Origin of the sequence: Pedobacter suwonensis (genome assembly GCF_044762335.1) — a bacterium.
Taxonomy (GTDB): Bacteria; Bacteroidota; Bacteroidia; order Sphingobacteriales; family Sphingobacteriaceae; genus Pedobacter.
On the sequence record NZ_JBIWEB010000007.1, the window covers coordinates 104,279 to 120,031 of the forward strand.

Here is a 15,753-nt window from a genome sequence, read left to right on the forward strand (position 1 = left end):
AAAGTTGGCAGGATGAAAATGCCTGCCAACGATTGATTGTGTGTTGTGTTAAATTATTTTATTCCCATATCGTTTAAAATCTGGCGGATGTAGCCGTACTTTAAAAGAATACTAGGATACTCTGCATATTTCTGCTTGAATTGTGCATCTGTATTTACCAAAGCTGCCTCCAGGTACATACTCACGTCCAGCCAGGTAGAGATGGGTGTGGTTGATGGAATTCTGATATCTTCACCAAGAAAACCTATTGCCTGAAAAGTAAGTGGAGTGCCTGGTGGCAGTCCAACGATAGTCTGACTATTAAAAAAATAAGTATTTAACCCATAAGCATCCCGGCCTGATACAAAACTTCTTGAAACTGTGTAAAACTTATCCAGGATAGCCGCATATTTATTATCCAACACGGTATTGGTAAGCATCGACCTTAATATGGCGCCTTTGTAATCTGCCCTGGTTGTTTCGTCCATGGTTGGGATTTTTGAAATTTGTGCAATTACCACAGTATTAAATCCTTTATAAGCATAGCTTCCGAAAGCGTTCGTATTCATGTTCTCAACCAAAAGAATACTTGGAACATGGATATTACCCTTTATTACAGGCATAATTTCATTTCTCAAAAACGTTAGGGCATTTGGTACGTCTGCCGGATCACAATAAGTAAAGGACTGCACCTCAGGAGGCGGACCACTCTGTATCCCACCCAGCGAATAGCTTAATGATAAAACTTCATAATGGGTATAGGTTTTGCCGAAAACATCTACACGCTGTTGTGATCCAATGGTATCATTCACAAATACCGGGATACCGTTTTCTTTATAGAACAGAAAATTGGCATGAATCGTCGGATCATTGGGATTATCTTCCATCGCCAACCAATTTTTATCATAATCAGGAAACTTAGTGAATGATTCTTTTCTGCAGGATACCAACGCAAGCGTGCAGCAGACTGCGATCATAAATAAAGTATTTTTCATGTTGATCAGGTTAAGGTTGAATATTGCGCACATTGCGGATAGGATTAGTTAATGCTCCTCTGTTAAATTCTATGGCATAATTAGGAATAGGAACCTGCCAGCTAGCCGCATCCTGGGCAAAAGATTTTAAAATATAATATCCTGCACGGGTGTAGGTGTTGGTTTGCGCGTCGTAATTATAGGTTGGATGTTTGATCTCGAAATCTGGTCCCAGCGGATATTTGGAATTAACCGCGTACCGCCTCAGGTCGAACCAACGATGGCCTTCGAAGCAAAATTCGCGTCTGCGTTCATCGCGAATAAAATTCACCAATGCCTGGTTAGATGTTGGTCGCTGGCTACTTCCGTTATTAAAGCGCATCGCTTGTAGTTTTTGAACTTCACTCCAGGCTTCACCATCAGCACCAAGCATGGCTTGCGCTTCTGCACGGTTAAGCAGCATTTCTGGCAAACGGAAAGAAAAAATGCAAGATACTTGCTCAGGATCATTATAGGTAGACCAGGTACGCCATTTTGCCGGAAGGTATGCGTTACTTTTTGCAGACAGCATAAAGCAGGCATTTAAGCGTAAATCATTATTGTTATAATGCTGTATTAAATTATCAGAAGCCTTAAAGCTCGATGCAAGACGATTCACAGGTGCGTAAGATGCTAAAGAATCATTTGGAAAAACCACAGGAATAGCGTTTGTTCCCATAGTAAATATGGTTTCAGTAGAGCTGCGGTAAGTAAAGTTACTCGTTGCTACATAAGACTTTAAATCAGTGATGCTGTAACCCATATTTTCATAACCATTAGTTACCTGCAATACTTTATCATATTGTTCGGTAAATAAATATACCCGGCTCTGTAAACATTTGACTGCAGCAATACCCACTCTGATTTTAGTCGTAGGGTTGTAGCCTTGAAGTAAATCTGCAGCTTGATTAAGATCTGCTATAATCTGTTTATACACGGTCTCATTATTTGTTCTTTTGAAATAGTTATCTTCTACTTTTTCAGAAATTTTTAATGGCACACCTTCATCGGTAGCGGCGGTTGCCTTACGATAAGGAAAGCCGTAGATGTTTTGGAGTAAAAAGTAGTAGTAAGCACGCAGAAAATAAGCTTCGCCCTGTAAATGCTGCAGGTTTGCATCGGCTGGATTTTTTGCGGCAATTTCTGAAGCTTGATAAATTAACGCATTAACAGCGCCAATGCGTTTATAAACCTTTTTCCACATCACATCATTCCAGGCCAAGCCTAAAATGTTCACTGCCGGATTAGCGCCCCAATTGTGAAAACCAGAAAGCATGTTTAGCGGAGTGGGTTGATCTCTGTCTGCAGCCCCAAGTACCAATGCTTCAGTATCATCATCCATTAGATGAAGCCATGGGGCAGAGAAGTCATTATCTGAGGTGATCCCGCCCATGGTTGCCGCATTGTATATAGATATATTATATACATTATTCATGAAAGCCTCACCAATCATGACCTTGTTCAGATCATTTGTGTTTTCCAGGTATTTTTGATCTGTAGAATATTCTTCCAAAAACTTGCTGCAGGAGCTCAGAAGCAACAGGCAAGTTAAAAGGGTTAAAAGATATTTCATAGCTTGTTTTTGTTTAAAATGAAACATTAAGACTTGCTGAATAGGTTGGTCTTACCGATAAATTGATGTTTGGTGTAGAACCCGACTGAGTTGGATCTTGTCCCTTCAACATTTTATTGCTGAGGGTGAATAAATTTGTTCCGGTAAGGCTGACATAGGCCGAACTCAATTTTAATTTACGTAGTAGAGATTCTGAAAAATTGTATCGGAAAGATGCTGATTGTAATTTTAAGTAATTACCACTCACCAGTCTGATATCAGAATTATCGTACATTTCATAAGCACTTCCACCCAGCTCAAGGCTACTTACCGGATAGTTTTGCCACCATGCATTAATTGCATTTTCAGATACCTGCAATCCAGGAATATTGGTGTAAGCTTCATCACCGGGTTTGCGCCAACGTTCTACAAATTCTTTACGCAGGTTTTGCTGTGGATAAGCGCTGGTACTGGCGTAACCTGAGGCTATTTTCATTAATCTGATCTTGTTACCTAATGAATAGGTAACATTAAATGATAATCCGAAATTCCTGTATCCGAAGTAATTTGATAAGCCGCCCTGAATAAAGGGTTCGCGACGACCGGATTCATTCATGATCTCGAGGTAAACGTCTTGCCTGTCCATATCTAAATATCTGTTCTGATATTCTGCCGAATTTTGTTCTTCTAAGCCGTAGAAAATAGGTGAACCATCAACAGGGCTTAAACCTTTAAATTTGTAAGAGTAAAAGGTATTGATGGGTTTACCAGCAAGCTGAATGTTACCGGTGAGGTAATTGGAGTAATTAATATTGTCAATGAGTACGTTATTTCTGTTGTTGATGGCCTGGTTAATAATTTTATTCAACACCTGACCCAATTGCGGATCAAAACGCCAAACGAAACCCCTTCTCGACTTATCCATGCCAACATTATTGATTGCTGTAACGCTTAAAGCCACTTCTACTCCCTTGTTTTCGATTGTTCCACTATTGATGGTGTAAGTTTGAACACCATTAATTTCTGATACTGTTTTATTCAGGAATGCATCCTGAGTCCTTTTATAGAAATACCCAACTGAACCGGTAACCTTGTTTCCAAATAAAGCAAAGTCTAAGGCGACATTATATGATGAAGTACGCTCCCATCTTAAATCTGGATTTGGGTAGTTAGAAATAGTCGCATATGTAGCGTCATAATAAGGATCGGTAGATGGGTTTTGCCTGATGATCATGTATGGCGATTGCCCGGAAAGCATATTTCCCTGCCAGCCCCAAGATGCTTTTAAAGCCAGATCGCTCACCCATGAAGTATTTTTAACTACATCATCCTTCATATTCCATCTACCGGAGAAGGCGTAAATAGGTAACAACCTATTGTTTGAACGCGTTCCAAATAAGTTAGATTGTTCACCCCGGATATGAAAATTGAAAATATATTTATCACGGTAAGAATAACCCGTTGTAGCATACCAGGCAAACTCGTTGGTAAGCTGACGATTGAAAGATCCTAAAGCCAGCTTGTTAGACATCCATTGGTTGTAATAACCTGTATAAGTAGTTGGTACAATATCAAAGTAACCGCCCATTTCAGGGAAATACCCTCTTCTGGTGATATCAAAGCCATTGTATTCATTTGATTTTATCTCTGTTCCGCCCGAAACGGTAAGGGAATGTCTATTTTCTGCGCCAAATGTGGTGGCGTAGTTGGCTTGTAAACGGCCGGTATAATTATTATTACGAACTTCTTTCTTTGTCCATTCACCTCCCACCGGGGCTAAATCAGACCTAAGGCTATAGTCTTGCCTAAGTTTGGCAATGTAATAGGAGTCTTTTGTATAGTAAATTTGCTGATCGTTATTACTGATGCCATATGCAAAAGTACCTTCAACATTAAATTTTGGTGTAATTTTTAATCTTAATAATGCCTTTAAGTTACTTGCAAGCAAATCAGTACGGTCAGCACTGTATTCTCTATCCTTTAGGATATTGTAATTGAAAAGCTGGGTGGCTGGAGTGGTAACCGGGTAATAAAAATAGCTGCCATCCGGATTGTAAGCAGGTAAAGTTCTGCTGGTGTTATAAGCGTAATTCATGATTCCCAGATCAGCAGGTGAATAATTTCTGGATGAATAGTTCCCTGTAAAGCTCACTTGTGCGAGAAACTGGTCGTAATCAGCGGTTACATTTACAACTGATGAATACCGTTTATTATATTCTCCTTTTATGGTTCCATTTTCATTCAAATAACCCAGGGATGAGTAAAACTTGATACGGTTAGACCCCCCGGATAAAGTTAAGGTATGGCTTTGCGAGTAGGAGTCTTGTGTAATCAATCCCAACCAATTTGTATTCACATTAGCATAATAATCACTCTGGCGCTTAAATTCATCATAGTTGATGGTTCCTTTATAATATTGTTGAAGGGCATCTTCATAACCCGAAAACTGTGTTACATTGTTATATTGTATCCTTCTTTCTACCATTTCCTTCGAAACATCCATCCTTTCTTCTGAATTCATCATGTTCATGTTTCTATCTGAATAACGAGGACGTCTGTTAAAAGTAAAGTTGGTTGAGTAAGATATAGTTGGTTTACCGGGCTTACCTTTTTTTGTTGTAATTACAATTACGCCGTTACCTGCTTTAGCACCGTACAAAGCTGTCGCAGAAGCATCCTTAAGTACATCAATCTGCTCAATATCTTCAGGGTTTAATCCTGCAATTGCATTTCCAAGTAAATTCACAAAATCCAGGTCGTTTATTGATTGCGGGTCTACATTTACCGGGTCTTGTAATACAATTCCGTCCAAGACCCAAAGTGGTTCACGGTTACCTAAGATGGTCGATGTTCCACGGATTCTGAGTTTGGGTGCAGCACCAACTTGTCCAGAATTTTGCATAAAAACCAATCCTGGTATCCTTCCTTCCAAGGCTTTATCAATGGTATTAATACCAGGTGTAACAATATCTTCAGCTTTAACAGTATAGACAGAACTGGTTAACTGTCGGCTATCAATTTGCTGATAACCTGTGTTTACCACCACGCTTTCCAGATCAGATACTGATATTTTAAGTGAAACAACACGTGCCCTTTGTGCGGGGATTTCCAGATGATAATAACCTAAATGATTAATTTCAAGCAAGCTACCTGAGTATTGAGCAGGAATTACAAAATGACCGCCTTTATCTGTCTGCGTAGAGAATTTTGTACCCTTAACCCTCACGGTAACGCCCTCCATCGGCTTACCGGATTCATTGGTTACATTTCCATTTACCGGGCTGTTCAAACCATTATTATTAGCTCCATTAGCCACGTTTGCTTTCTTTTCCGTAATAATGATGATCCGGTCTTTGATTTCATAATCAAGATCCTGACCCGCAAATAATTTTTTTAATGCGCTGTTCAGGGGCTCTTTAACAAGTTTTAATGTAACTGGATTTGCTTTTTTAAGGATAAGGTCATTATAGGTAAAATCATACTTGGTTTGCTTTCTTATTTCTGTTGTTGCCCTGACAATCGATGCATTTTTAAGATCAAAGGTTACGGTTTGTGCATGCGATTTATTTGAAAATGAAAGTGCCAATACAAAAAGTAAAAGGATGATCCACCGAAAAGAGAACTGAGAATCGGTATTAGTGGCTCCGCCATTAATTTTATGACCGGACATACGCCCGCTATACTCCTTAGAAAAAAGGAAATCATTCATATTGTGATTAGTTTGTTGGTTAGTTAGTGGTTGTTGATTGGTTTATAGGTAGGAGGCGACGGCATGGATTAGTTTTGTCCTTAGCATGTTTTTGCCTTACTAGTAAATTATTTAGTCAATTTCATCCTCCTTCCTTCGATACTGAATTTTAAATTGGTAATTTTTTCAATCGCCGACAGTACTGCTGATAATGGTCTGTCGCGTTGAATGGAGGCATGAATTTGAATATCTTCAGGTATACCGCTGTAATCTATATCCAGGTTGTACCAGCGCTCGATCTGGCGAAGTACCTCGGTAATTGGAGTAGCTTTAAATATAAATTCCCCATCTTTCCAGGCTGTATAAAAACTAGCATCAACAGGAGTAATCCGGAAAGCATTTTGGTTCAATACCGATTGTTCTCCAGGATTCAAATAAGCTGGTTCTGAAATATCATGGCTGTTGAGTTGTACCCGGCCATGGACAAGCGTGGTAACCGTTACCTCTTCATTTTGATAGGCATTAACGTTAAAGGCTGTTCCCAAAACTTTTATTTCCTGCGACTGGGTTTTTACGATGAACGGTTTTTGAGCATTATGGGCAACCTCGAAGTAAGCCTCACCCATCACCATCACTCTTCTTTCTTTTCCTGTAAATGCGCTGGGATAAGATATCGATGAAGCCGCGTTCAGCCATACTTTGGTACCATCTGCTAACGTAATTCTGTATTGCCCTCCTTTCGGAGTAGATAAAGTAAAATTCTGAATCTGATCTTCTTTTTCAAGCAATGCCCCATCTTTGTAGCGGATTGTTTTTTCATCATTGATAATCTCCTGCTTACTGCCATCTAACTGATAGATTTTCCCATTTGCAGCCTGTAAGGTTGCCCGGTGCGTACCAGGAAGTATGTCATGTGCAATATCTTTTCGAAGAGTATCTTTAAGATAAATGGATCTGTAAATAAAAAATGTAGAGCATAAAAAAATCAAGATGGCTGCTGCTGCGGCTAGATATTGTAAAGAAGAGAACAATTTCCGCTGCTTGGGCTGAACCTCTTCTATTTCCTGAGCGATTGCATTCCAGGCTAAATCTCCAATAGCTTTAGATTTTGGATGAAAAGCGTGAGATGCTGAATCAAAGTATACGTTAACTACAGCATCAAACTGTAATTCATCTTCATTATTTTGAAGATGTTCGTTAAGCTCCGCCAATTCATCCTGTGTGATGACATTGTTTAAGTACTGATCAAATAAAAACTTAATTCTGCTTGGTTTGCTCATGTTAAACTAGGGGAAAAAGCATCCCTTTTAAATAGAATACACATGAAAAAGAAAAAATAGCACCTCTTGGTTAATTATTTTTTTAATATGGTGGGTAGCAGGAGAATAAATAGCTCAAATGACCTTGATTTCAGTACTGCTTTTAAATGTTTGTTGGCTTTTTGGATATGATGATTAATAGCAGAAAGGCTGATATTCAACTTTTCACTGATTTCCTGATAACTGAGCCCTTCCAGTTTATGTAAGGTGTAAACTTCCCGCTGCCTTTCGGTGAGCTGATCCATAGCCTGATCCAGAATAGCCTTGGCTTGCTCTGCATCTTCATCTTCTTCCATAGGATGATAAACTCCTTCCTTGCCCACCTCATCGCGCATGAGCTGATCGTAAACGTTTTTCCGGACCACATTTTTAGAAAGGTTTGTAGCAATCTTATGCAGGAATGCACCAAAACTCAGTTCCGTATCGATCATTTCGCGGTTGATCCAGATTTTTAGGAATACATCCTGTAAGATATCCTGGGCTAACTCTTCAGATTTTAACAGATAAATCAATTTACTGGCAAGTTTGCCCGAATACACCTCATACAATTGTTTAAAGGCGATCTTATCTCCACGCTTTAATTCAATTAATAATGCCTTTTCGTCAATAATGGGTATAGACTTCACTTAACCATTCTCGTTTAGTTATACTAATTTATATAAAAACTGGTTTGTAACAACATTTTTTTGAATATATCGCTTATTTAGCCTATAAAATTGATGATAAATCGTTAAATTTTTGATTTTATTGAGTCTTCTTTGATAACCAAATTTGAAAGCCTGGTTAAAGCAAGAAGTGTTACTAAAATTCTAGTTCATAAGCTTGTAATTAGCTGAATTGTAAGGGTGTATTTGCAGCATTTCGGCCATATTATAAAATTTTCTGTTAGTTCTGGTTATTCCGGATGGTTAAAAATATCTGAAAGAGAGGGGGACTTCATTCTTCTAAAGTAATTTAATCAGAAAAGCCTGAATAGAAAGAGGGTTAACCTATATGCGGTAAATTTTCATTCCATATCATCATAGTATGACCTTCCAGCTTTTACCCTTATCGAATAAGTAGAGTTTATCAACGGATATAACCTCAAAGTTCCCGAATATCGATATAGGTTTCTCCGCTAAGCGTGCGATTGATATATTTAGGCTTTAATTCTAGGAGAAATAATTAATTATCAATTAAGCAACATGAATCTTTTTTTTCAGTTCCGCTTTATTCCTTTTTTTATGCTTTTCATGCTCTGGCTGGTTTCGTGCAAGCAAAGGCCCGCGGCAACTGGAACTGGTCAATCGGTATCCGTTCAAGCGCAATCTGCAGCTGATATGATTTCGTTTATCATTTCTTTAGATACCCTTGCGGGATCTAACAAGCTAAAGCTGGCCATCAATCGACAGGATAGTATACTGTCTTTAACAACGGAAAAGGAAAAAAATCCTTTCTACCATTATTTTAGGGCAAGAAAATTTTCGTTTGCAAAGAAAAAGGATAGCGCGCTGGCAGCTTATCAGCAAATGAAGGGGTTCCACAAAAATGATGATATTGAAATGTTAAAGGAAAATGCAATTATTTTGAATACCATAGCCAGCGGATCAATTGTAGAAGCCCGGCTCATGAACCGCATATTATCTGGTTTAAAAACCGTTGAAATGCAGAAGAGCGGTTTAACCTACCGATATTATGACTTAATTGCACAGGCTTATTATCAGAACCATAACGAACAAAAATCATTGGAATACGCTGCCAGGTATTTTGCGGCTCATCCTTTTAAAAATCATCCCGTTATTAAACAAAGGTATTTTGATATCTCTTTTCTACTGGCTTCCAGAATGGGTGATCTGAACAAAATGTTGTACTATAATAACCAGGCGCGCATACTGGCTGTTAATATCAAAGATAGTCTTGCGCTGGCCCGCACCTATGATAATGAGGCACAGATTTACAGTAAACAGATGAAGCCGGCTAAGGCGCTGGAGTTAAGTCGCATATACTTTCATTTTTTGAAAAAGACAAATAACCTCAATGATATTGCATACAATAATCTTGCTACTTCTTTTATACGAAATGCCCAGCCAGATTCTGCTATTTTTTATTACCGCGCCGGGATGGAAATGGAAAAAAAAGATCCATCCGGCAAGCGTAAAACCTCTCCCTACATGGGCCTGATCGATGCTTATAAGTTAAAAGGCGATTATAAATCGGCACTGGCAGCTGCCGACTCTCTTTATAAAACTGAAACCAGGAACAATAAAGCGATAGAGGCCGCAAGAATAGCCGAATTGCATGAAAAATATGAGGTAGAAAAAAAAGACCGGAGTATAAACGAACTCAACAGCCGTAATCAACTAAACGAAAAACTGATTAATCAACAGCGCTGGTTAATGTTTATGGTATTGGTTATATCAATGGCCGCTGTGTCGCTGTTCATCATCGTTTATCGCCAGCTTCGGTTAAAGGATAAGAACAAACTTCTTGCAGCCGATAACCAGCGTTTAGTTATGGAACAGAAGTTACTGCAGGTACAGCTTAATCCACACTTTATATTTAATGCCATTTCCAATCTGCAAGGCCTGATTTCATCTGGAAATACATCTGAATCTGTAAGGTATTTAAAATCTTTTTCAGGTTTACTAAGGGCAATTCTTGAACAAAACAGGAAGGATTTTATTGCCATTGAGGAGGAAATATCTTCGCTAAATAATTATCTGTTATTACAGCAGATGCGTTATTCCGATACTTTTACCTATATGATTTCGGTTTCGAAAGAGGTTGATGCACAGGCCACACTTATTCCTCCTATGCTTATCCAGCCTTTTGTCGAGAATTCGATTGAACATGGATTTAGGAACATCCCTTATAAAGGACTACTTAAGATTTCTTTTCATCAGCAAAACAATCAGCTTGAAATAACGATAGATGACAATGGCTGTGGCTTAAATAATAAGGCAACTGGCAATCAGCAAAAACAATCTTTGGCGCAAACCATTCTGAACGAGCGGTTTGAGGCATTGTTTTGCCGTTTTAGTCAAAATGCCAGTTTTACGCTTGCCGACAAAAAAGATAAGGGTGAGCGCGGTGTGCTGGTCAAGATCAATATCCCGATTATTAACGATTAATTTACATCTAACATGAAAATTTACATACTGGAAGACGAACCGCGTATACTGCAGCATATTCTACAGATTGTAACCCGGATTGATTATGTACAGGTGGTGGGTACTGCTGCCGAAATCGCTATTGCAGCCTTAGAAATACCGGCTTTAAAGCCCGAAATTATTCTTGCCGATATCAGGCTAAAGGATGGAGATAGTTTTCAGCTTTTTGAGCAGATTGGAACAGCCGATTTCCAGGTCATTTTTTTAACCGCTTATGATCAATACGCAATACAGGCACTTAATCTTGGCGCTTTTGGTTACCTGCTTAAGCCAGTTGATGATGAATCGCTAACTTCTGCCATAAATAAATGCTTTCACCACCATAAACAGGATTTATTTGACGAGCAACAACTGAGCATCGCTAAAGAGTACTATCTGTCTCAGGGCTTATCTGCCAATAAGCGCATTGCACTTAAAACACTCGAATACATTGAGGTAGTTGCTATAGAAAATATTATGTTCTGCAAGGGCGATAAAGGGTATACTACTTTTGTGATCAAAGGATCAAACGAAATACTGGTATCAAAAGGATTAAAAGATTATGAGGGACTGCTATCTCCCTTCGGTTTTCTAAGATGTCATCAATCCTACCTCGTTAATTTTGCTCATGTTAAAAAATATTTCAGAGAGGGTTATCTTCAAATGGAGAACGGGGAGAAAATCCAGGTTTCCAGTAGAAAAAAAGAAGAGGTATTAAGGTACCTGGAGAATATTGCTTAGGCTCTCCTGCGCAGAATGACAAAATTTACAGGCAAAATGCAAAGCAAATGTTACCAGCTTAGTTAGTTAAACTCTTTTCTACAAGAAATTTAAATATCAGGCCTGCTAGCTGATATGAATAATGTGTTGTAATACTTATTTAGTCCATAATTGCTTTTGATTCAGATTTGTTTTTTCTATAATTACAAAATGAAATTCAAACTATTAATACTCTCTGTTCTTGTTTCTTCGTCTATCCAGGCACAAACAAATTTAAATCCGGGTTGGGAATATTTTTTCAAAAACAACCGTACAGCAGCCCGTGATTTTTTTACCAAAGCAGCATTAAAACCTGCATCTTCAGACGAAGCAAATGTTGCACTTTCTATGATGACGGAAATGGACCGTTCAGATAAAGAGGGTTTTAACTATTTAAATAAATTAGCCAATACCTCTAAAAACCCACAGCCATACCTGGTTGCACTCTGGAGCGATTTGCCCAATAGGGCTTCAAAAATAAAGACTGCTGATCAGCTGGAATTTTATAAAAAACTTGCGGCAAGAAAAGACGTTGACGGAACCCTAAACGCATTAGCCTATTCTTCGTTAGGTGCTCATTACGAAGAGAAAAAACAATATGCCGAGGCAGATCAGTATTTTAGTAAGATCGGTGAAATCGAAAATTGGTTAATTACAGGTGAATATGAAAATATTTCTACCAGTGGCTTTGATAAACAGTATGATGATATTTTGGCCCATCCTGAACTCGATTATGTTTTTTTTGGTAAGAAGAACCGAAAATTTAGCTGGAGAACGGTGCCGTATGTAAGGCATGATAAATGGTTCGATTTTACCTATTACAATACTTACGAAAATGCATTGCAATTTGCTCAGACCTTTGTTAATGCACCTGCAAATACGGTAGCACAGTTAAGGATCGGCGTGTCTGGTTCGGTAAAGGTTTGGGTAAACGACCAGTTGGTCATCAGCGAATCCGAAGAAAGAAACAACGACCTTGATGCCTATATCGTACCGGTTAAATTAAATCAGGGCTACAACCGCATTCTGGTACAAATAGGCGAAAGCTACGCAGGCAGATCGAACTTTATGCTTCGGTTAACAGACGCTAATGGAACACCACTGAATAACCTTTCTGCTACAAATACGCCACAAACCTATTTAAAAGAAACAAGCCCTGCTGCAGCTCAGCTCAGGCCTGTTGGATTTAAATATTTTGAAGATGGTTTGAAAGCAAAACCTCAAAATTATTTAAATCAGTTAATGATGGCTAAACTGTACCTGCGTTTAGGGAATGTGTTTGATGCGAGATTGATTTTGGAAAAGCTTAAAAAGCGTTTTCCTGAAAGCACCTATCTTAACCTGATGATGATAGAACTGTTTGAAAAAGCAGATAACAGAACTGGGATAGAAACCCTGAAAGAAGAAATCAAAACACACGACCCCGAATGTTCGCTTGCACTTGAACTGATGTATACAGGGCATTTTCAACAAAATGATTATGTGCGGGCAAAAGAAATTATTGCCAAACTCGAAAAAATCTATGGCGAGGATGAGGGAGTTTTAATTAAAAAATTAAATATACTTGGGCAAGAGAAAAAACAACCGGAAATTATCGCCCTGGTTGAAAAAATTTATCCTCAGCATTTAAGTTCTGCAGATATCGTAAATTTAAAATACCTGATTGAAGTGCAGATTAGAAAGAACCCAAAGGCTATTGATATTCTTCAAAAATACATTAACGAAAATAACGATTACAAAGCGGCTAAATATGTAGCCAATCTATATCTGGATAAAGGTGAAACTGATGCGGGAATTGATATCTACAAAAAAGATCTGAAAGATGATCCGATCGGTTTTGCGGTTTACACCGACCTTGCCGGCATTTATTATAAATTGCAACAATATGATGAGGCAGAGAAATTATATTTGAAGGTACTCGAAATCGATCCCAACAATGCATTTGTATATTCTCAGTTAGGTTTGCTTTATAATGCAAATAAACAGAAAGAGAAAAGTATTAAGGCTTACGAGAAGAGTTTGCAGATCGATCCGAACAATTACACTGTCATACAGTTGTTAAGAACACTTCAGGATAAAAAAGCAGTTTTCGATTATTTCGAAAAGCCCGACGTGAAGGTAATGGTTAGCCAGGCGCCATCTAAAACCGAATACCCTGACGGGCAGGTTGTGGTTTTAAATAATGAAGTGCAGAAAGTTGTTTATGAAAACGGAGGATCAGAAGAGAAACACTTTTTTACGGCGAAAATACTCACCCAAAAAGGACTTGAAAGCTTTAAAGAATACGCAGTTCCTTACTATAACGATCAGAATTATGCTATCGAAATTGCTGAGGTAATAAAAGCCAATGGAACCAAAGTTCCGGCCGAAACCGATAACAATGAATTGGTATTTACAAACCTCGAAGTTGGCGATGTAATCAATATCCGCTATAAGATCGAAAATTTCAATGTAGGAGCCATGTCCAGCCACTTCTGGGACGCTTTCTATTTTAGTGACGGACTTGATAATCTTAAAATTAAATATTCGTTGCTAATCCATCGCGATAAAGCATTTAAATATGTGTTTTCACAACAGGATATTACTCCTGTTAAAACAACAAAAGATGAGTTTGATCTGTATGTGTGGGAGAAGAATAAACAGGAAGCATTAAGGTATGAGGATAAAATGCCTCCAATGGATGATGTAACCAATATGCTGTATTTATCATCCATTCCGGATTGGAAATTTATTGCAGATTGGTACGATAATATTGCTTCGGCCAAAGCAAGGAGTAGTTATGAAATTAAAACTGTAGTGAACGATTTGTTTGCGGGCAAAAGTAATTTAGATGATTTAACCAAAATCAAAATGATTTATAATTACATCATTACCAACATCGCATACAGCTCCGTATCGTTCAGGCAAAGTGGTATTATTCCTCAAAATCCATCAACAGTTATCAATACCCGAATTGGCGATTGCAAAGATGTATCTACACTTTTTGTCAGCATGTGTAAAGAGGCAGGTATTTCGGCTACACTGGCTTTAGCAAATACTAGAGACCGGGGACAGCATACGCTATTATTGCCAAGTATCGAATTTAATCATTGCATTGCCAAAGCTGCTATAGGCGGAAAAGATTACTGGGTAGAGCTTACTTCCGGAACTTTGCCTTTTAACACCTTCAGTAATACTTTTCTCGGATCTAATATCCTTGAAATTAACAAAACGAGCACAGCACTGACCCAATTTAATCCTGGTATAAGAGGAAGAAATGTTATGGGTTACAAAACCGAGGTGAAGTTAGAAAATGCCGATATGATGGTTAAGGAAACGAATTGGAATACCGGATCAATGTCTAGCTACATGAGAAGTGTTTTTAACGATTTGAGCAATACCGATCAAATTAAAAAGATGAAGGAAGATTTAACGGGTACTTATCCTGAAAATGAAGTTTATAGCTTAAATTTTACCAATCTTAATGCCGCAAAATCAACATCTGATACCGTAGGAACAGCCTGTTCTTATAAATTGGTGAATGTGAGCAAAAGTGTGGCCGGCATGTCCATATTCTCTATTCCATGGTCGAACAAATCTTATGCTACCGCTCTACAGGTGGTTTCACCTAGAAAGTTTGGTATAGATCTTACCCAATTATTCGGAATTGACGAGTCTAACCAGGAATTATCTTTAGAGCTTCCCAATGGCAAGGCAATGGTTCAGCCTTTTAAATCAGTAAAGTTGAGCAATGACTTTATTGATTTTAAGCTTGAGAGCGAGCAACAGGGAAATAAACTGTTATTAAAGCGAAGTTTTGTGTTAAAGAAAGATTATGTTCCTTTAGATAAAATCGATCAGTTTAAGGCCTTCTATAAAGAAATGGCCGAAGCAGATGATCAACAGTTGGCGATGAAATAGCGTTGAAGCCCATATCGTAATGGATTTTCCTTTTATGTATGTTTATTATGGTTTGACATCCATAATGTAATCTAAATTTTAACGATATGGGCCTCTTTACAGGAGTGTTTTCGAATATCGGATGACGCATCGCTTTTTTCGCCGCACCTGCCTTCCAAGTTCCTTCAAAGCAATGTTAAAACATATTGCCGTTATCCTCATTATTAAGATTGGGTAAAAAATCTACCATATACCCGTCGCCGTATAATCAGCCTCTATACTAATCAAAGTGTAAATCTTTTTTGCTTTGATTAATTGTAAACTGAAAATAACTTCCTAAAGCGTGGTAAGCATTAACCTGATGTAAACCATGAAATGTATGTATATTTAATAATACTATTATGAATATTAAATAGTTTTATATGTGTATTTTAAA

Annotated in this window: 8 protein-coding genes; 3 read left to right on the forward strand and 5 right to left on the reverse strand. The window is 38.1% G+C overall.

Annotation, left to right across the window (positions count from 1 at the left end; translation table 11 throughout):
- Positions 1-53 precede the first annotated feature (53 nt).
- The 5 genes from ACIQXP_RS13080 to ACIQXP_RS13100 form a co-directional block, all read right to left on the reverse strand.
- On the reverse strand, positions 54-974 hold the full coding sequence (locus ACIQXP_RS13080) for a hypothetical protein (protein ID WP_387505628.1): 921 nt from the start codon (positions 972-974) through the stop codon (positions 54-56).
- 10 nt (positions 975-984) lie between these two features.
- The gene (locus tag ACIQXP_RS13085; RefSeq protein WP_387505630.1) at positions 985-2,565 is read right to left on the reverse strand and encodes a RagB/SusD family nutrient uptake outer membrane protein; all 1,581 of its coding nucleotides are present in this window, start codon (positions 2,563-2,565) and stop codon (positions 985-987) included.
- Between the two features lie 13 nt (positions 2,566-2,578).
- The gene (locus ACIQXP_RS13090) at positions 2,579-6,253 is read right to left on the reverse strand and encodes a SusC/RagA family TonB-linked outer membrane protein (protein WP_387505632.1); all 3,675 of its coding nucleotides are present in this window, start codon (positions 6,251-6,253) and stop codon (positions 2,579-2,581) included.
- Positions 6,254-6,360: 107 nt separating this feature from the next.
- On the reverse strand, positions 6,361-7,512 hold the full coding sequence (locus ACIQXP_RS13095) for a FecR family protein (RefSeq protein ID WP_293742826.1): 1,152 nt from the start codon (positions 7,510-7,512) through the stop codon (positions 6,361-6,363).
- Between the two features lie 74 nt (positions 7,513-7,586).
- The gene (locus ACIQXP_RS13100) at positions 7,587-8,177 is read right to left on the reverse strand and encodes an RNA polymerase sigma factor (protein WP_387505634.1); all 591 of its coding nucleotides are present in this window, start codon (positions 8,175-8,177) and stop codon (positions 7,587-7,589) included.
- A gap of 558 nt (positions 8,178-8,735) precedes the next feature.
- On the opposite strand from ACIQXP_RS13100, the gene ACIQXP_RS13105 reads away from it, so the two are divergent.
- The 3 genes from ACIQXP_RS13105 (at position 8,736) to ACIQXP_RS13115 (ending at position 15,338) form a co-directional block, all read left to right on the forward strand.
- On the forward strand, positions 8,736-10,661 hold the full coding sequence (locus ACIQXP_RS13105; RefSeq protein ID WP_387505635.1) for a histidine kinase: 1,926 nt from the start codon (positions 8,736-8,738) through the stop codon (positions 10,659-10,661).
- A 12-nt stretch (positions 10,662-10,673) separates the two neighbouring features.
- Positions 10,674-11,420, forward strand: coding sequence for a LytR/AlgR family response regulator transcription factor (locus ACIQXP_RS13110; RefSeq protein WP_293742829.1), 747 nt, complete (start codon positions 10,674-10,676; stop codon positions 11,418-11,420).
- A 189-nt stretch (positions 11,421-11,609) separates the two neighbouring features.
- A complete protein-coding gene (locus ACIQXP_RS13115) occupies positions 11,610-15,338 on the forward strand; it encodes a tetratricopeptide repeat protein (RefSeq protein WP_387505637.1) in 3,729 nt (1,242 codons plus the stop codon).
- Positions 15,339-15,753: the final 415 nt, after the last annotated feature.

Coding starts and splice junctions, on each gene's coding strand:
- ACIQXP_RS13095 (WP_293742826.1), bottom strand. CDS start 7,512: ATGAGCAAACCAAGCAGAATTAAGTTTTTATTTGATCAGTACTTAAAC.
- ACIQXP_RS13080 (WP_387505628.1), bottom strand. CDS start 974: ATGAAAAATACTTTATTTATGATCGCAGTCTGCTGCACGCTTGCGTTG.
- ACIQXP_RS13105 (WP_387505635.1), top strand. CDS start 8,736: ATGAATCTTTTTTTTCAGTTCCGCTTTATTCCTTTTTTTATGCTTTTC.
- ACIQXP_RS13110 (WP_293742829.1), top strand. CDS start 10,674: ATGAAAATTTACATACTGGAAGACGAACCGCGTATACTGCAGCATATT.
- ACIQXP_RS13090 (WP_387505632.1), bottom strand. CDS start 6,253: ATGAATGATTTCCTTTTTTCTAAGGAGTATAGCGGGCGTATGTCCGGT.
- ACIQXP_RS13115 (WP_387505637.1), top strand. CDS start 11,610: ATGAAATTCAAACTATTAATACTCTCTGTTCTTGTTTCTTCGTCTATC.
- ACIQXP_RS13085 (WP_387505630.1), bottom strand. CDS start 2,565: ATGAAATATCTTTTAACCCTTTTAACTTGCCTGTTGCTTCTGAGCTCC.